18 protein-coding genes are annotated in these 16,073 nt (G+C 75.0%); 15 read left to right on the forward strand and 3 right to left on the reverse strand.

The window, feature by feature from the left end; genetic code table 11:
• Positions 1 to 81: 81 nt before the first annotated feature.
• Together glmS and ACFQ8C_RS04220 are read left to right on the forward strand one after the other, a co-directional pair.
• Positions 82 to 1,929, forward strand: a complete 1,848-nt coding sequence (glmS, locus tag ACFQ8C_RS04215; RefSeq protein WP_383452067.1) for a glutamine--fructose-6-phosphate transaminase (isomerizing) — start codon at positions 82 to 84, stop codon at positions 1,927 to 1,929.
• An 8-nt stretch (positions 1,930 to 1,937) separates the two neighbouring features.
• The gene (locus tag ACFQ8C_RS04220; protein ID WP_383452069.1) at positions 1,938 to 2,306 is read left to right on the forward strand and encodes a holo-ACP synthase; all 369 of its coding nucleotides are present in this window, start codon (positions 1,938 to 1,940) and stop codon (positions 2,304 to 2,306) included.
• A gap of 123 nt (positions 2,307 to 2,429) precedes the next feature.
• Here the strand turns inward: ACFQ8C_RS04220 and ACFQ8C_RS04225 are convergent, their stop codons facing one another.
• Both ACFQ8C_RS04225 and ACFQ8C_RS04230 read right to left on the reverse strand, forming a co-directional pair.
• Entirely contained in the window at positions 2,430 to 3,956 is a 1,527-nt protein-coding gene (locus ACFQ8C_RS04225) for a YncE family protein (RefSeq protein WP_383452071.1), read from the reverse strand.
• Positions 3,953 to 4,522: a hypothetical protein gene (locus ACFQ8C_RS04230; protein WP_383452073.1), complete on the reverse strand. Its 570-nt coding sequence runs from the start codon at positions 4,520 to 4,522 to the stop codon at positions 3,953 to 3,955. Before ACFQ8C_RS04230 ends, ACFQ8C_RS04225 begins: the two co-directional genes overlap by 4 nt.
• 155 nt (positions 4,523 to 4,677) lie before the next feature.
• Between ACFQ8C_RS04230 and ACFQ8C_RS04235 the strand changes: the two genes are divergently transcribed.
• From ACFQ8C_RS04235 to ACFQ8C_RS04260, 6 genes are all read left to right on the forward strand, one after another.
• Positions 4,678 to 6,129 (forward strand): NAD(P)H-hydrate dehydratase, encoded by a 1,452-nt coding sequence (locus tag ACFQ8C_RS04235; RefSeq protein WP_383452075.1) that lies wholly within the window; start codon positions 4,678 to 4,680, stop codon positions 6,127 to 6,129.
• Positions 6,130 to 6,218: 89 nt separating this feature from the next.
• Positions 6,219 to 7,070 carry a L,D-transpeptidase family protein gene (locus tag ACFQ8C_RS04240; protein WP_383452077.1) on the forward strand — a complete coding sequence of 284 codons (852 nt, stop codon included), beginning with the start codon at positions 6,219 to 6,221 and terminating at the stop codon, positions 7,068 to 7,070.
• Positions 7,071 to 7,091: 21 nt separating this feature from the next.
• Positions 7,092 to 8,243: an alanine racemase gene (gene alr, locus ACFQ8C_RS04245; RefSeq protein ID WP_383452079.1), complete on the forward strand. Its 1,152-nt coding sequence runs from the start codon at positions 7,092 to 7,094 to the stop codon at positions 8,241 to 8,243.
• Positions 8,244 to 8,249: 6 nt separating this feature from the next.
• Entirely contained in the window at positions 8,250 to 9,386 is a 1,137-nt protein-coding gene (locus ACFQ8C_RS04250; protein ID WP_383452081.1) for an alpha/beta fold hydrolase, read from the forward strand.
• Positions 9,387 to 9,396: 10 nt separating this feature from the next.
• Positions 9,397 to 9,897 carry a tRNA (adenosine(37)-N6)-threonylcarbamoyltransferase complex ATPase subunit type 1 TsaE gene (gene tsaE / locus ACFQ8C_RS04255; protein WP_383452083.1) on the forward strand — a complete coding sequence of 167 codons (501 nt, stop codon included), beginning with the start codon at positions 9,397 to 9,399 and terminating at the stop codon, positions 9,895 to 9,897.
• A 111-nt stretch (positions 9,898 to 10,008) separates the two neighbouring features.
• Positions 10,009 to 10,179 (forward strand): hypothetical protein, encoded by a 171-nt coding sequence (locus ACFQ8C_RS04260; protein WP_383452085.1) that lies wholly within the window; start codon positions 10,009 to 10,011, stop codon positions 10,177 to 10,179.
• 21 nt (positions 10,180 to 10,200) lie between these two features.
• On the opposite strand, the gene ACFQ8C_RS04265 is transcribed toward ACFQ8C_RS04260, so the two are convergent.
• Positions 10,201 to 10,743, reverse strand: coding sequence for a hypothetical protein (locus ACFQ8C_RS04265; protein ID WP_383452172.1), 543 nt, complete (start codon positions 10,741 to 10,743; stop codon positions 10,201 to 10,203).
• A 145-nt stretch (positions 10,744 to 10,888) separates the two neighbouring features.
• Here ACFQ8C_RS04265 and tsaB point away from each other — a divergent pair, with 145 nt between their 5' ends.
• The 7 genes from tsaB (at position 10,889) to ACFQ8C_RS04300 (ending at position 16,069) form a co-directional block, all read left to right on the forward strand.
• The gene (tsaB, locus tag ACFQ8C_RS04270) at positions 10,889 to 11,548 is read left to right on the forward strand and encodes a tRNA (adenosine(37)-N6)-threonylcarbamoyltransferase complex dimerization subunit type 1 TsaB (protein ID WP_383452087.1); all 660 of its coding nucleotides are present in this window, start codon (positions 10,889 to 10,891) and stop codon (positions 11,546 to 11,548) included.
• A gap of 56 nt (positions 11,549 to 11,604) precedes the next feature.
• Positions 11,605 to 12,078, forward strand: coding sequence for a ribosomal protein S18-alanine N-acetyltransferase (rimI, locus tag ACFQ8C_RS04275; RefSeq protein WP_383452174.1), 474 nt, complete (start codon positions 11,605 to 11,607; stop codon positions 12,076 to 12,078).
• Positions 12,078 to 13,181, forward strand: coding sequence for a tRNA (adenosine(37)-N6)-threonylcarbamoyltransferase complex transferase subunit TsaD (gene tsaD / locus ACFQ8C_RS04280; protein WP_383452089.1), 1,104 nt, complete (start codon positions 12,078 to 12,080; stop codon positions 13,179 to 13,181). Before rimI ends, tsaD begins: the two co-directional genes overlap by 1 nt.
• A complete protein-coding gene (locus ACFQ8C_RS04285; protein WP_383452091.1) occupies positions 13,178 to 13,432 on the forward strand; it encodes a hypothetical protein in 255 nt (84 codons plus the stop codon). The genes tsaD and ACFQ8C_RS04285 overlap by 4 nt, the downstream gene beginning before the upstream one ends.
• Before the next feature lie 55 nt (positions 13,433 to 13,487).
• Complete coding sequence (locus tag ACFQ8C_RS04290; protein ID WP_383452093.1) at positions 13,488 to 14,330, forward strand: polysaccharide deacetylase family protein; 843 nt, start codon at positions 13,488 to 13,490, stop codon at positions 14,328 to 14,330.
• A gap of 97 nt (positions 14,331 to 14,427) precedes the next feature.
• Positions 14,428 to 14,793 (forward strand): YciI family protein, encoded by a 366-nt coding sequence (locus tag ACFQ8C_RS04295; RefSeq protein ID WP_383452095.1) that lies wholly within the window; start codon positions 14,428 to 14,430, stop codon positions 14,791 to 14,793.
• Between the two features lie 61 nt (positions 14,794 to 14,854).
• A complete protein-coding gene (locus tag ACFQ8C_RS04300) occupies positions 14,855 to 16,069 on the forward strand; it encodes an RNA polymerase sigma factor (protein ID WP_383452176.1) in 1,215 nt (404 codons plus the stop codon).
• Positions 16,070 to 16,073: the final 4 nt, after the last annotated feature.

The following is a 16,073-nucleotide window of genomic DNA, read 5'->3' on the forward strand; positions in this document are numbered from 1 at the left end:
CGTACCGCACGCTTGACGACCGCGGCTCCGACTCCGTGCGGGGTACCGGCCGGGGGCCGGGTTCGGCCGTAGGCTGCCGTCATGTGCGGAATCGTGGGATACGTCGGTGGGCAGTCGGCGCTCGATGTGGTCGTCGCGGGGCTGAAGAGGCTGGAGTACCGGGGGTACGACTCGGCCGGGGTCGCCGTGCTGGCGGACGGGGGGCTGGCCGCCGCCAAGAAGGCGGGGAAGCTCGTCAACCTGGAGAAGGAGCTGGTCGACCGGCCGCTGGCCGGGGGATCGGTGGGGATCGGGCACACGCGGTGGGCGACCCACGGCGGGCCGACGGACGCCAACGCCCACCCGCATCTCGACAACGCGGGGCGGGTCGCCGTCGTGCACAACGGGATCATCGAGAACTTCGCCGCCCTGCGCGAGGAGCTGGCCGAGCGGGGGCACGAGCTGCTCTCCGAGACCGACACCGAGGTCGTCGCCCATCTGCTGGCCGAGGAGTTCTCCTCCGTCGGTGACCTGGCCGAGGCGATGCGGCTGGTGTGCCGGCGGCTCGACGGGGCCTTCACGCTCGTCGCCGTCCACGCCGACCAGCCCGAGGCGGTCGTCGGCGCGCGGCGGAACTCGCCGCTCGTCGTCGGGGTGGGGGAGGGGGAGAACTTCCTCGCCTCCGACGTGTCCGCCTTCATCGCGCACACCCGGTCCGCCATCGAGCTCGGGCAGGACCAGGTCGTCGAGCTGACCCGGGACGGGGTCACCGTCACCGACTTCGACGGCGCTCCGGCCGAGGTCCGCGCCTTCCACGTCGACTGGGACGCCTCCGCCGCCGAGAAGGGCGGCTACGACCACTTCATGCTCAAGGAGATCGCCGAGCAGCCGAAGGCCGTCGCCGACACCCTCCTCGGGCGGATCGACGCGAACGGGCGGCTCACCCTCGACGAGGTGCGGATCCCCGACGCCGTGCTCCGCGAGGCCGACAAGGTCGTCATCATCGCCTGCGGCACCGCCTTCCACGCCGGGCTCATCGCCAAGTACGCCATCGAGCACTGGACCCGGATCCCGTGCGAGGTCGAGCTGGCCAGCGAGTTCCGGTACCGGGACCCGATCCTCGGGCAGCGGACGCTCGTCATCGCGATCTCCCAGTCCGGCGAGACCATGGACACCCTGATGGCGCTGCGGCACGCCCGCGAACAGGGCGCCAAGGTCCTCGCCGTCTGCAACACCAACGGGTCGACCATCCCCCGGGAGTCCGACGCCGTGCTGTACACGCACGCCGGGCCCGAGGTCGCCGTCGCCTCGACGAAGGCCTTCCTCACGCAGCTCGTCGCCTGCTACCTCCTCGCCCTGTACCTGGGCCAGGTGCGCGGGACCAAGTGGGGCGACGAGATCCACGCCGTCGTCCGCGAACTGGCGCGGATCGGCGAGGAGGTCGAGCGGGTCCTGGAGACCATGGAGCCGGTACGGGCCCTCGCCCGCTCCCTCGCCCACAAGGACACGATCCTCTTCCTCGGCCGGCACGTCGGCTACCCGGTGGCCCTCGAAGGCGCGCTGAAGCTGAAGGAGCTGGCGTACATGCACGCCGAGGGCTTCGCGGCCGGCGAGCTGAAGCACGGGCCGATCGCCCTCGTCGAGGAGGACCTGCCGGTCGTCGTCGTGGTGCCCTCGCCCAAGGGGCGCTCGGTCCTCCACGACAAGATCGTCTCCAACATCCAGGAGATCCGGGCCCGCGGCGCCCGGACGATCGTGATCGCGGAGGAGGGCGACGAGGCCGTCGTCCCCTTCGCCGACCACCTCGTCCGCGTCCCCGCCACGCCCACGCTGCTGCAGCCGCTCGTCTCCACGGTGCCGCTCCAGGTCTTCGCCTGCGAGCTGGCCACCGCGCGGGGCAACGAGGTGGACCAGCCGCGCAACCTGGCCAAGTCCGTGACGGTGGAGTGAGGAGAGAAATGATCATCGGGGTGGGGATCGACGTGGCGGAGATCGAACGGTTCGCCGCGTCGGTGGAACGGACGCCGGCGCTGCTGGAGCGGCTCTTCGTACGGGAGGAGCTGCTCCTGCCGAGCGGCGAGCGCCGGGGACCCGCCTCCCTCGCGGCGCGCTTCGCCGCGAAGGAGGCCGTGGCCAAGGCGCTCGGCGCGCCGGGCAACCTGCTCTGGACGGACGCCGAGGTGTACGTCGAGTCCACCGGCCGGCCCCGGCTGCGGGTCAGCGGCACGGTCGCGGCCCGCGCGGCCGAACTGGGCGTGCGGCACTGGCACCTCTCGCTGAGCCATGACGCCGGGGTCGCCTCGGCGGTGGTGATCGCGGAGGGGTGACACGGGGCGGTACGGGAGCGGGGCCCGGCCGCGGGGAGGCGGTGCCGGGCCCCGCGCCGTGCCGCGCGCGGCTGCCAGGGCCGGCGGTGGATGCGAGTGCCGCGCGCGGGGTCGGTGCCCCGGCTAGGGGGTCGGTCCCTCCTCGGTGCGCCGGCGCCGCCTGGCCAGGGCGATCGCGGTGCCGCCCAGGGCGGCGAAGGCGACGGCCGCGACGGTGAGGGGGAGGGTGCGGCCGCCGCCGGTGGAGGCGAGGGCCGTGCCGGTGGTCGAGCCCGTGCCGTTGGCCGTGCCGGTGGTCGAACCCGTGCCCGTGGTCGAGCCGGTGGTCCAGGGGGCCGTTCCGGCGCCCTGGACGGAGCCCTCGCCCCCCGGGCCCTCGTCCGGCTCCGGGGCCGCCGTCGGGGAGGCGGTCCCGGTCGGGTCCGTGCCGGTCGGGGTGCCGGTCGGGACCGGGGTCGGTTCCGACGTGCCGGTCGGGGTGGGCGAGGGCGGGCCGGTGGGCTCTTCGGTCGGTTGTCCGGTGGGCTCGCCCGTGGGTTCTCCGGTCGGTTCGCCCGTGGGCTCCCCGGTCGGTTCGCCGGTCGGTGTCGGCGTAGGGGTCGGTGTCGGTGTCGGTGTCGGTGTCGGGGTGGGCTCGGGCGGGGGGCGGCGTACCGTCTGGGCGACCGTGCCGCCCGCCACGGTGTAGAGCGTGTGGTCCTCGGCGTCCAGGGCGAGGGCGGACGGGCGTTCGCCGGTCGGGATGGTCTCGGTGACCCCGGCCTCCGCCGGGGTGACGACGGCGACCGACGAGGTGCCGGTCTGTGCCGCGTAGAGGGTGGCGGTGCCGGGGTCGTACGCCAGGGCTTTCGGGTTGCCGGGGACCGGGAGCGTGCCGGTGACGCGTTCCGCCGCCAGGTCGACGACCGAGACCGTGCCGGCCGCCAGGTTGGCGACGTAGCCGGTGCGGGTGGTCGGGTCGACGGTGACGCCCATGGAGCCGAGGGCGGTGGTGCCGAGGCCGATGGTGCCGGTGAGGCGGCCGGTGGTGCCGTCGACGGCGTTGAGCACGTTCTTGTAGACGACCGTGCCGTTCTCCACGGCGCCGCCGACGTAGGTGGCGTAACCGGTGTGGTGGGTGGTGTCCACGGCGAGTCCGGCCGGGTGGAAGGGGAGGACGACCGGGTCGCCGACGGCCGCGCCGGTGGCCGTGGAGTAGACCGTCACCGATTTCGCGGCCTGGTCGCCGACGTACAGCCGGCCCTGGGAGGGGTCGGCGGCGAGGAGGGTGACGCTGCCGCCGACCGGGATGCGGTCGTCGGTGAGGGTGCGGGTCGCCGGGTCGTAGGCGGCGATCCGGGTGGAGAGCCCGAGGTGGAGGACGCCGCCGGGGCCGAGCGCGAGGACGGTCGCCGGGGCGGGCAGCGGCACCGGGTCGCCGACGGGCGCGCCGGTGGCCGTGTCGTACACGGTGAGGTGGTGCGCGGTGCCGTCGCTGCTGCTCACGTAGAGGCGGTCGGCGGCCGGGTCGACCTCGGCGTCGAGGGCGGCGCCGGTCGGCGGGGTGATCGTGCGGAGCGTCTCGTGGCGGGGCCCCGTGGGGGCGGGGGCGGCCGCCGCCGTGCCCGTGAGGGCGAGCGCGGCGGCGGCCGTCAGAAGGGCCGTTCTCACTGGAAGGTCACCGGGACGTAGACGTCGTACTTGCGGTCGGAGCTGTCGAAGTGGTCGGCGCGGGTGACGATCGCGCAGGTCACGCCCGACTGGCCGCAGGTGACGGTGGAGGAGAGCTGCGCCTTGACGTGGATCTGGACGGAGAAGGAGCCGAGGCCGCCGGCCTCGGTGAAGGGGGAGGAGTTGGACGGGGACATCCAGTACCAGTCGCTGTTCACCCAGTGGGAGGCGCCGGTGGTGCCGGTCTCGTCCTGGCCGCCGAGGCAGGGGGTGGGCTTGCTGTTCCAGGTGGCCGGGTCGGCCGTGTTCACCCCCGCGGGTATGGCGCAGAGGCCGACGTAGACGCCCTGGTCGGGGTTGTAGCCGGAGCCGGTGACCGTGACGTTGGCGCCGGTCGCCGCGGCGGTGCCGGGGGCGGTGAGGGAGAGGGTGTAGGAGCGGGTGCCGTCGGTCACGGTGCGGCCGGCGGTCGCGGCGGAGGCCGAGGAGGCGAGACCGAGGGTGAGGGCGCTCGCGGAGGCGAGGGCGAGGGCGGAGGTGAGGGCGGTACGGGTGCGGGTGCGCATGGCGAAGCCGGCCTTCCGAGGCAGGGTTGGTTAGGTAAGGCAAACCTAAGTTGGAGGGTGAGGGGGCGTCAACCCGCGCCTTCCGGACGGAGCTTGGGAGGCGGCGCGCCCGGCCCTCCGGGCGGGGTCCCCGTTCCTGGGGCAGACTGCTGCCCATGCGTACCGCTCACCACGTGGAGACCGTCCGGGCCGCCGAGGCCGAGCTGATGGCGCGGCTGCCCGAGGGCGCGCTGATGCAGCGGGCCGCCGCCGGACTCGCCGCCGCCTGCTGCTCGCTGCTGGGCGGGGGACGGGTGTACGGGTCCCGGGTCGTCCTCCTCGTCGGCAGCGGCGACAACGGCGGCGACGCCCTCTACGCCGGCGCCCGGCTCGCCCGGCGCGGCGCCGGGGTCACCGCCGTGCTGCTCGGCGCCCGCGCCCACGGCGCCGGACTCGCCGCGCTCCGGGCGGCCGGCGGCCGGGTCACCGAGGACCCGTACGAGGCGCTGGCCGCCGCCGACCTGGTCCTCGACGGCATCACCGGCATCGGCGGGCTCGGCGGACTGCGCCCCGACGCCGTGCCCGTCGCCCGTGCCGCCCGCGGCTCCGACGCGGTCGTCGTCGCCGTCGACCTGCCCAGCGGCGTCGACGCCGACACCGGCGAGGTCGCCGGGGAGGCCCTGCGCGCCGACGCGACCGTCACCTTCGGCACGTACAAGCCCGGGCTGCTCGTCGACCCGGCGCGGGAGTACGCGGGCGCGCTGCGGCTGGTGGACATCGGCCTCGCCGCCACCCTCCCGTCCGTGCCCGACGCCGAGGCGCTCCAGCACCGGGACGTGGCCCGGATGCTGCCCGAACCCGGCGCGGAGAGCGACAAGTACCGGCGGGGCGTCCTCGGTGTCGTCGCCGGCTCCGCCCGCTACCCCGGCGCCGCCGTCCTCGCCGTCGCGGGCGCCCTGCGCGGCGGCGCCGGGGCCGTGCGGTACGTGGGCCCCGCGCGCGAGGCGGTGATCGCCGCCCACCCGGAGACCCTGGTGCACGCGGGGCCGCCGGACAAGGCCGGCCGCGTCCAGGCCTGGGTCGTCGGCCCCGGCCTCGGCGACGGGCCCGGCACCGGGGTCGCCGTCGCCGGGGCCCTCGCCTCCGGGGTGCCCGTCCTCGTCGACGCCGACGGACTGCGCGCCCTCGACCCCGACGCCGTACGGGAGCGGTCCGCGCCCACCCTGCTCACCCCGCACGCCGGCGAGGCGGCGGCCCTGCTCGGCACCGACCGGGCGGACGTGGAGGCCCGGCGGCTCGCCGCGGTCCGCGAACTCGCCGCCCGCTACGGCGCCACCGTCCTCCTGAAGGGCTCCACCACCCTGGTCTGCGGGCCCGGCGGCACCGGCCCGGTCCGGGTCAACCCGACCGGCACCCCCTGGCTCGCCACCGCCGGCTCCGGCGACGTCCTCTCCGGTCTGGCCGGCTCCCTCCTCGCCGCCGGTCTCGACGCCGTCGACGCCGCCTCCTGCGCCGCCTACCTGCACGGACTCGCCGCCCGCCGGGCGGCGGGCGGCAGCGGCCCGATCACCGCGACGGAGGTGGCCGGGGCGCTCCCGGCCGCCTGGCGGGACGTGCGGGAACCCTGACCCCGGCGCGCCGCCGGTCGGCCCAACCCCGTTGCTCCGGGCGGGGGTCAGCGCGTGCCGGGCCGGTCCCGGACGGGTCGGATGGGCGGGTGATCCGATGGAGAAACCGCATCCTGCCGCCGCTGCTCGCCGCCGCCCTGCTGGCCGCCGCCGCCCCCGCGTCCTCGTCCGCGGAGGAACCCGAGTCCGAGGTCCTCGTCCCCGGGATCGCCGGTGCCGGCCGCCCCGAGTACCCGATGGACACCCTCGACCAGGTCCTGCCGCCGGTCGCCCCCGACGGCGACATCCCCGTCCCCGAACCGGAGGAGGAGGTCGACGAACTCGTCGAGTACCTCCCGCGCAACGCCACCAAGGCCGCCTGCACCTCCCGGACGGGGACGTACCAGCGGCGGGTCGAGCGGCTGCTGGGGCTGAAGGCCGACGGGAAGCAGTCCGCCGCCGACTGCAGGGCCATCCGCGCCTTCCAGACCCAGCAGAAGATCAAGCCGGCCAGCGGCTACGCCGGCCCCGTCACCTGGGCCCGCGCCGAACTCCTCGCCGCCCGCAAGAACCCCAACGCCGCCCGGAAGTGCCCCGTCCGCTCCTACCCGGTCGCCTGCGTCGACCTGGACCGCGAGCTGATGTGGGTGCAGAAGGGGAAGAAGATCACGTACGCCGTGGTCAACGTCCGCAGCGGCCGGGCCGGCTACCGCACCCGCACCGGCTGGCACTCCGTCTACTGGCGCCACAAGGACCACTGGTCGACCATCTACGACACGCCGATGCCGTTCTCCCAGTTCTTCGACGGCGGCCAGGCCTTCCACGGCGTCTACGGGGCCATCGCCACCCCCACCGGAAGCCGGGGCTGCGTGAACCTGAGCTACCGGAACGCGGAGAGGCTGTGGTCCGTCCTCCGCAAGGGTGACCGGGTCTACATCTGGGGCAAGCGGCCGGGGCGGTGACCACCTGAGAGACTGGGCGCGATGACTGAGACAGCACTCCCGCCCCGCCGAGCCCGCGCCGAGATCGACCTCGGGGCGCTGCGCGCCAACGTCCGCGCGCTGCGCGCCCGCGTCGCCCCCCACGTCCGGGTCATGGCCGTGGTCAAGGCCGACGCGTACGGACACGGCGCCGTGCGCTGCGCCCGCGCCGCCCTCGACGCGGGCGCGGAGTGGCTCGGCACGGCCACCCCGCAGGAGGCGCTGGCGCTGCGTGCCGCCGGGATCACCGGCGTCCCGGTGCTGTGCTGGCTGTGGACGCCCGGCGACCCGTGGGACGCCGGCATCGAGGCCGGGCTCGACATGGCGGTGAGCGGCCGGTGGGCCCTCGACGAGGTCACCGCCGCCGCCCGCCGCACCGGCGGCACGGCCCGCGTCCAGCTCAAGGCCGACACCGGCCTCGGCCGCAACGGCTGCCAGCCCGCCGACTGGCCGGCGCTCGTCGCCGAGGCCCTGAAGGCCGAGAAGGAGGGGCTGGTCAAGGTCACCGGCCTCTGGTCGCACCTCGCCTGCGCGGACGAACCGGGCCACCCCTCCATCGCCGCCCAGCTCGACGTCTTCCGCTCGATGCTCGACTACGCGGAGAAGGCGGGGATCGAGCCCGAGGTCCGGCACCTCGCCAACTCGCCGGCCACCCTCACCCTGCCCGAGACCCACTTCGACCTGGTCCGGCCCGGCATCGCGATGTACGGCGTCTCGCCCGCGCCCGAGCTGGGCACCTCCGCCGAGCTGGGCCTGCGCCCGGTGATGTCGCTGAAGGCGAGCGTCGCCCTGGTGAAGGAGGTCCCGGCCGGCCACGGCGTCTCCTACGGGCACCACTACGTCACCGGCGGCGAGACCACCCTCGGCCTGGTCCCGGTGGGCTACGCCGACGGCGTCCCCCGGCACGCCTCGGGCAGGGGGCCGGTCCTCGTCGACGGCAAGATCCGCACGGTCGCCGGGCGGGTCGCCATGGACCAGTTCGTGGTCGACCTCGGCGGCGACCGGCCCGCGCCCGGCACCGAGGCCGTCCTCTTCGGTTCCGGCGAGCACGGCGAGCCGACGGCCCAGGACTGGGCGGAGGCCGCCGACACCATCGCGTACGAGATCGTCACCCGGATCGGCGCGCGGGTGCCGCGCGTCTACGTGGGGGAGTAGCCGGCCGTGGGGGAGGGGACCGGGGGCGGCTGGCGGCGCGCCGGCCTGGCCGGGGCCGCGCTGGGCGTGCTCGCGGCGGGCGCGGCGGCGGGCGTGGCCGTGGAGCGGCTGACCGTGAGCCGCTCGGTACGCCGGAAGGCCCGGCTCGCCCTGGACGCCACCGGCCCGTACGGCGCCCTGCGCGGCACGCCGGACCGGGCGCTCGCCGACGACGGCACGACCCTCGCGTACGAGACGGACGAGACGGACGAGGCGGGTGAGACGGACGGGACCACCGGGGGCCCCGGGGCCGTCACCGTCGTCTTCTCGCACGGCTTCTGCCTGAACCAGGACTCCTGGCACTACCAGCGGGCCGCGCTGCGCGGCCGGGTCCGCACCGTCTTCTGGGACCAGCGGGGGCACGGCCGTTCGGGGCGCGGCGAGGACGGGCCGGTCACCATCGACCTGCTCGGCCGTGACCTCAAGGCCGTCATCGACGCCGCCGCGCCCGAGGGGCCGCTCGTGCTCGTCGGGCACTCGATGGGCGGGATGACGGTGATGGCGCTCGCCGAGCGGTATCCGGAGCTGGTCCGGGACCGGGTCGTCGGCATCGCCCTCGTCGGCACCTCCTCGGGACGGCTGGAGGAGGTCTCGTACGGGCTGCCGCTCGCCGGCGTCAACGCGGTCCGCAAGGTCCTGCCCGGGGTGCTGCGGGCGCTCGGCTCGCAGACGGAGCTGGTCGAGAAGGGGCGGCGGGCCACCGCCGACCTCTTCGCCGGGCTGGTGAAGAAGTACTCCTTCGCCTCCGGGGACGTCGATCCGGCCGTCGTGCGCTTCGCCGAGCGGATGATCGAGTCGACCCCCGTCGACGTGGTCGCCTCGTTCTACCCGGCCTTCGGCGAGCACGACAAACGGGAGGCACTCGCCGTCTTCCGCGGGCTGCCGGCGCTGGCCCTCGCCGGCGACCGGGACCTCGTCACCCCCGCCTCGCACACCGAGGCCATCGCCGCCGAGCTGCCCGGCGCCGAAGCCGTCGTCGTCCCCGACGCCGGCCACCTGGTGATGCTGGAGCGGCCCGCCGCCGTCACCGGCGCGCTCGTCCGCCTCCTGGCGCGGGCCGGGGCGGTCCCGTCGGACTCCGGGGAGGACCCGGACAACGGATAGGTTGGCGGGCATGGAAGCACCGCACCCGCCCGTCTCCGGCGCCACCGTCTCCGTCGACTCCCCCGAGCGCATGCAGGAGCTCGGCCGCCGGCTCGCGAAACTCCTCCGCCCCGGCGACCTCGTCATGCTCACCGGCGAGCTGGGCGCCGGGAAGACCACGATGACCCGCGGCCTCGGCGAGGGCCTGGGCGTGCGCGGCGCGGTCACCTCGCCGACCTTCGTCATCGCCCGCGTCCACCCCTCGCTCGTCGGCGGCCCGGCCCTGGTCCACGTGGACGCCTACCGGCTCGGCGGCGGGCTCGACGAGATGGAGGACCTGGACCTCGACGTCTCGCTGCCCGAGTCCGTGGTGGTCGTGGAGTGGGGCGACGGCAAGGTCGAGGAGCTGACCGACGACCGGCTGCACGTCCTCATCCACCGCGTCACCGGCGACACCGACGACGACCGGCGCACGGTCGTGCTGCGCGGGATCGGCGGGCGATGGACCGGGGAGGACCTCGGCTCGCTGTGAGGGATACGTAGGTTCCGACAGCATGTCGGGAAAATGTTGCGCCGCCGCCGCGTGCCGTGGTGACATGGATGCACGAGCTGGTTAGGTGAACCTAACCTACGGGAGGCATGCATGGCGACGCAGATGCCGGAGCGCGACGACCGCACCGCCGAGGAGCGCGTCTCGATGAGCGAGCTGCTGGCCTCCTGCGCCGCGGCCACCGCCGTCTCGACGCCGCCGGGACGCGAGCTCGCGCCCGCGGCGGAGCAGCCGGAACCGGACCTCAGGGACGAGGCCGCGTAATCCGTACGGGTGGGGCGGGCGTCAGGAGACGACGACGACCTTCGCGCCGATCGACGCGAAGGTCCACATCGCGTCGCCGTCCGCCCGCTTCATCCGGATGCCGCCGGTCTTCCTCGACGGGTCGGGCGCGGGCATCGAGCCGTCCACCGCGGCGCTGAAGCCGACCGTCACGTCCTGGACCGTCGCGAAGCGGACCACGTGCTCGATCTGCACCCCGTCGGAGCCGCGCACCGAACCGGACCGCGAGGTCACCGCGTACGCCCCCGGCTCCGGGCTCACCGAGCTCGGCGCCACCGTGAACGTACGGACGGCCTTGTTCTTCTCGTCGACCAGCCACACCCGGCGGTCCTTCAGCGCGTACACCACGCGCTCGCCCGTGCCCGAGGCCCCCGGCACCGTCAGCGGGTTCTTCGCCGGCTTCTTCGCCCCGGCCGACGCCGAGGCCGACGGGGCGACCGAGCCGGGGGTCCGCGAGGGCTCCGCGAGGTCCGCGGGCACGCTCGCCGACGCCTGGTAGGCGAGGAAGGCGACCGCGGCGACGGCCGCCGCGGTGAGCCCGGCCACGAATCCCGAGCTGCTCCTTGCCACCGTCTCCACCTCTTCGTACGTACGTGCCGAGCCTGACGAGCTGTCGCGCCTGACGGTAGCAGCCGGGCCCCCGGGCGGCCGCGCGCCGCATCGCCCGCCCATGGCGCCGTAGGCTGTTCGCGTGCTGTTGCTCGCCATGGATACCGCCACCCCCGCCGTCACCGTCGCCCTGCACGACGGCACGGCCGTCGTCGCCGAGTCGACCCGAGTCGACGCCCGCCGCCACGGGGAGCTGTTGCTCCCCGCTGTCGACCGGGTGCTCAAGGAGGCCGGGGCCGCGCTCGACGCGGTGACCGGGATCGTGGTCGGGGTCGGCCCCGGCCCGTACACCGGACTGCGGGTGGGGCTCGTCACGGCCGCCGCCTTCTCCTCCGCCCTCGGCGGAGTGCCGGTGCACGGCCTGTGCACCCTCGACGGCCTCGCGTACACCTCCGGCGTCGAGGGCCCCTTCGCGGTGGCGACCGACGCCCGCCGCAAGGAGGTCTACTGGGCGCGGTACGACGACGCCCGCACCCGGGTCACCGACGCCTCCGTCGACCGGCCCGCCGACATCGCCGAGCGGCTCGCCGGCCTGCCGGTGGTCGGCGCGGGCGCCCTGCTCTACCCGGACGCCTTCCCCGACGCCCGGGGCCCCGAGCACCAGTCCGCCGGCGCGCTCGCCGCCCTCGCGGCGGAGCGGATCGCGGCCGGCGGCGAGGGCTTCCTCGACCCGGCGCCGATGTACCTGCGGCGGCCCGACGCGCAGGTGCCGAAGAACTACAAGGTGGTCACCCCCCAGTGAGCGGGGCAGCGGTGACCGGGCAGGACACGGTGACCGGCGGGGCCGTGCTGCGCGAGATGCGCTGGTGGGACCTGCCGGAGGTGCTCGCCCTGGAGACGGAGCTCTTCCCGGAGGACGCCTGGTCGGAGGGGATGTTCTGGTCCGAGCTGGCGCACGCGCGCGGGCCCCGGGCCACCCGGCGGTACGTCGTCGCCGAGGAGACCTCCCCGGACGGCACCCCGCGCCTCGCCGGGTACGCGGGCCTGGCGGCGGCCGGCGGCCTCGGGGACGTACAGACCATCGCCGTCGCCCGCGAGCAGTGGGGCACCGGGCTCGGCGCCCGGCTCCTCACCGACCTCCTCCAGCACGCCACCGCCTTCGAGTGCGACGAGGTCCTGCTCGAAGTGCGCGTGGACAACACCCGGGCGCAGAAGCTGTACGAGCGCTTCGGCTTCGAGCCCATCGGCTTCCGGCGCGGCTACTACCAGCCGGGAAACGTCGACGCGCTCGTGATGCGACTGACTGTTCAAGGAACTGGGACCGATATCTGATGGCTGCTGACGAACCCCTCGTGCTCGGCATCGAGACCTCCTGCGACGAGACCGGCGTCGGCATCGTCCACGGCACCACCCTCCTCGCCGACGCCGTGGCCTCCAGCGTCGACACCCACGCCCGCTTCGGCGGCGTCGTGCCCGAGATCGCCTCCCGGGCCCACCTGGAGGCGATGGTCCCGACGATCGAGCGGGCCCTGAAGACCGCCGGCGTCTCCGCCAAGGACCTCGACGGCATCGCGGTCACCGCGGGCCCCGGTCTCGCGGGCGCCCTGCTCGTCGGCGTCTCCGCCGCCAAGGCCTACGCCTACGCGCTCGGCAAGCCGCTCTACGGCGTCAACCACCTGGCCTCGCACATCTGCGTCGACCAGCTGGAGCACGGCAAGCTGCCCGAGCCGACGATGGCGCTGCTCGTCTCCGGCGGCCACTCCTCGCTGCTGCTCTCCGCCGACATCACCTCCGACGTGCGGCCGATGGGCGCGACGATCGACGACGCGGCCGGCGAGGCCTTCGACAAGATCGCCCGCGTCCTCGACCTGGGCTTCCCCGGCGGTCCGGTCATCGACCGGCTCGCCAAGGAGGGCGACCCGGCCGCCATCGCGTTCCCGCGCGGCCTGTCGGGCTCCAGGGACCCCGCGTACGACTTCTCCTTCTCCGGTCTCAAGACCGCCGTGGCCCGCTGGATCGAGGCGAAGCGGGCGGCCGGCGAGGAGGTGCCGGTGCGGGACGTGGCCGCCTCTTTCCAGGAGGCCGTCGTCGACGTCCTCACCCGCAAGGCGGTCCGTGCCTGCAAGGACGAGGGCGTCGACCACCTGATGATCGGCGGCGGCGTCGCCGCGAACTCGCGGCTCCGGGCCCTCGCCCAGGAGCGCTGCGAGCGGGCCGGGATCCGGCTCCGGGTGCCCCGGCCGGGGCTGTGCACCGACAACGGCGCGATGGTCGCCGCGCTCGGCGCGGAGATGGTCGCCCGCAACCGGGCCGCCTCCGACCTGGAGCTGTCGGCGGACTCCTCGCTGCCGGTGACGGACCCGCACGTGCCGGGCGCCCACGCCCACGATCACGACCACGTGCACGAGGTCAGCAAGGAGAACCTGTACTCGTGAGGGTCACGCTCATGTGGGAGGCCCGGGCCGTGCAGGGCCGGGGCCCCGAGCTCCTGGAGTGGGCCCGGACGCGGATCCTGGCGCGCGAGCCGCTCCGCCGGGAGGTCTTCCGCGCCCCCCAGGACCGGGTCCTCGTCCTCACCTGGTGGGAGGCGGAGACGCTCGACGCCGAGCTGCCCGAGCTGCCGGAGCCGGACGCCGGGCTGATCACCCGGCCGGTCCATCGCTGGCGCTTCGAAGCGGTCGAATAGGCGAACAGTTCGACGATCGGGCAACCTTTCGAGCCGATCGGGCATCCCACAGCCCGTGAAGAAGTCGATCGCGGTGTGGGCGGCGCTGACCGCAGTGACCCTCCTGATGACGGGCTGCACGGCCGGGACCCCGGCCCCGGCGGCCGCCCCGGTGCCGGCGGCCCCCTCGAAGACCGCCGCCGCCCCCGAACCGGCGCCCGCCCCCGGGGCGGCCCGGGCGGCCGCGTACCGCAAGTGGGGGATCAAGCCGCTCCCCGCGCCGCCCGCCCCGCCCGCGGTCAAGCCGGTGAAGCGGACGCCGGGCGGCCCGGTCCCGGTGATCAGCGACGTCCCGACCACCGACAAGGTCGTCTTCCTCACCATCGACGACGGGGCCGAGAAGGACCCCGCGTTCGTGCGGATGATGGACGAGCTCGACGTCCCCTTCACGATGTTCCTCACCGACTCGGTGATCAGCGGGGACTACGGCTACTTCGAGCCGCTCGTCGCCCAGGGCCACGGCGTCGCCAACCACACCCTCACCCACCCCGACCTGCGCACCCTCTCCCCGGACGCCCAGCGCCGCGAGATATGCGGCCAGCAGCGGAAGCTGCGCGAGCGCTACGGCACCGCCCCGCGCCTCTTCCGGCCCCCCTTCGGCAACTGGAACGAGGCCACCCGCGCCGCCGCGGGCACCTGCGGGGTCGACGCCATCGTCCTCTGGCGCGAGTCCATGCAGATCAAGAACATGCAGTACCAGCGCGGCGACCGGAAGCTCCGCCCCGGCGACATCGTCCTCGCCCACTTCCGCGGCCCCGGCGAGCTCAAGGGCCGCACGATGACCGAGATGACGGCGACGATGCTGCGCAAGATCCAGGAGCAGGGCTTCACGGTGGCCCGCCTGGAGGACTACGTCTAGAACTTCCCCCGGCGCGGTGTCGATGCGGGCCCGGCCCGTTCGACGTAGAGGTGTGAGGCGGGGAACGGCCCCGCCACCGCACCACCGAGGAGTCACCATGCCCCGCTTCCTCTCCCTCGTCCGCATCGAGGAGAACACCATCGACATGGAGAGCGCCGACCCCGGCTTCGAGCAGCGCATGGGCGCCCTCTTCGAGGAGATCACCAAGGCCGGCGCCATGGTGGACACCGCCGGGCTGAAGCCGACCGCCGAGGCCACCCGGATCACCTGGTCGGACGGGAAGCTGTCCTTCACCGACGGCCCCTTCACCGAGACCAAGGAGGTCGTCGGCGGTTACGCGATGCTCCAGTGCAAGGACATGGCCGAGGCCGTCGAGTGGGGCAAGCGGTTCCTCGCCGTCCACCCGCCGCACTGGAAGGTCGGCCTGGAGGTCCGCGAGGTCGAGGAGATGCCGGAAGGCTGACCCGGGCCGTGCTCTCATGTGACGCGTGACGGTGGAGAGCACGCTGGAGACGGTCTTCCGGATGGAGTCGGCGCGGATCATCGCCACGGTGGCGCGGATCGTCCGGGACGTCGGCGTCGCCGAGGAGATCGCCCAGGACGCGCTCGTCGCCGCCCTGGAGCAGTGGCCCCGGTCGGGCGTCCCGGACAACCCGGGCGCCTGGCTGACGGCCACCGCCAAGCACCGCGCCGTCGACCTCGTGCGGCGCCGCGAGACGTACGCGCGCAAGCTCGCCGAGGTCGGCCGGACGCTCCCCGAGGAGGCGTACGACCCCGAGCCCTCCGGCCCCGGCGACATCGACGACGACGTGCTCCGGCTCGTCTTCACCACCTGCCACCCGGTGCTCTCCGCCGACGCCCGCGCGGCGCTCACCCTGCGGCTCGTCGGCGGGCTGCGGACGGACGAGATCGCCCGCGCCTTCCTCGTCCCGGAGCCCACCGTCGCGGCCCGGATCACCCGCGCCAAGCGGACGCTCGCGAAGGCGGGCGTGGAGTTCGAGGTGCCGTACGGAGAGGAGCGGGCGGTCCGGCTCGGCTCCGTCCTGGAGGTCGTCTACCTCGTCTTCAACGAGGGGTACGCGGCCACCGCCGGCGACGACCTGCTGCGCCCCGGGCTCTGCGAGGACGCGCTCCGCCTGGCCAGGGGGCTCGCCGTCCTCATGCCGGGCGAGAGCGAGGTCCACGGCCTCGCCGCCCTCCTCGAACTCCAGGGCTCCCGCACCCCCGCCCGCACCGGTCCCGACGGCCGGCCGGTGCTCCTCGCCGAGCAGGACCGGCGCCGCTGGAACCGCCTCCTCGTCCGGCGGGGCTACGCCGCCCTCGCCCGCGCCGGCGACGGGCGCTCCTACGGCCCGTACGCCCTCCAGGCGGCCATCGCCGCCTGCCACGCGAGGGCCGCCTCCTACGAGGAGACGGACTGGGCGATGATCGCCGCGCTGTACGGGCGGCTGCGGGAGCTGGCCCCGTCACCGGTGGTCGAGCTGAACCGGGCGGTGGCCGTCTCGATGGCCGAGGGACCGGCCGCGGCGCTCCCCCTCGTCGACGCGCTCGCCGCCGAACCGGCCCTGGCCCGCTACCACCTGCTGCCGAGCGTCCGCGGCGACCTGCTGGCCCGGCTGGGCCGCGGAGCGGAGGCGCGGGCGGAGTTCGCGCGGGCCGCGGAGCTCACCCGGAACGAGAGCGAGCGGGCGCTGCTGCGGGTGCGGGCGGCCGAACTCCCGTCCGGAGACGCGTCGTAGGCTG

This window comes from Streptomyces sp. NPDC056503 (assembly GCF_042794995.1).
Lineage (GTDB): Bacteria > Actinomycetota > Actinomycetes > Streptomycetales > Streptomycetaceae > Streptomyces.

What these genes read in the sequence shown, in the direction of transcription:
- glmS (WP_383452067.1), top strand. Translation starts at nt 82, where the DNA reads ATGTGCGGAATCGTGGGATACGTCGGTGGGCAGTCGGCGCTCGATGTG.
- ACFQ8C_RS04220 (WP_383452069.1), top strand. Translation starts at nt 1,938, where the DNA reads ATGATCATCGGGGTGGGGATCGACGTGGCGGAGATCGAACGGTTCGCC.
- ACFQ8C_RS04230 (WP_383452073.1), bottom strand. Translation starts at nt 4,522, where the DNA reads ATGCGCACCCGCACCCGTACCGCCCTCACCTCCGCCCTCGCCCTCGCC.
- ACFQ8C_RS04235 (WP_383452075.1), top strand. Translation starts at nt 4,678, where the DNA reads ATGCGTACCGCTCACCACGTGGAGACCGTCCGGGCCGCCGAGGCCGAG.
- alr (WP_383452079.1), top strand. Translation starts at nt 7,092, where the DNA reads ATGACTGAGACAGCACTCCCGCCCCGCCGAGCCCGCGCCGAGATCGAC.
- tsaE (WP_383452083.1), top strand. Translation starts at nt 9,397, where the DNA reads ATGGAAGCACCGCACCCGCCCGTCTCCGGCGCCACCGTCTCCGTCGAC.
- ACFQ8C_RS04260 (WP_383452085.1), top strand. Translation starts at nt 10,009, where the DNA reads ATGGCGACGCAGATGCCGGAGCGCGACGACCGCACCGCCGAGGAGCGC.
- rimI (WP_383452174.1), top strand. Translation starts at nt 11,605, where the DNA reads ATGCGCTGGTGGGACCTGCCGGAGGTGCTCGCCCTGGAGACGGAGCTC.
- tsaD (WP_383452089.1), top strand. Translation starts at nt 12,078, where the DNA reads ATGGCTGCTGACGAACCCCTCGTGCTCGGCATCGAGACCTCCTGCGAC.
- ACFQ8C_RS04295 (WP_383452095.1), top strand. Translation starts at nt 14,428, where the DNA reads ATGCCCCGCTTCCTCTCCCTCGTCCGCATCGAGGAGAACACCATCGAC.
- ACFQ8C_RS04300 (WP_383452176.1), top strand. Translation starts at nt 14,855, where the DNA reads ATGGAGTCGGCGCGGATCATCGCCACGGTGGCGCGGATCGTCCGGGAC.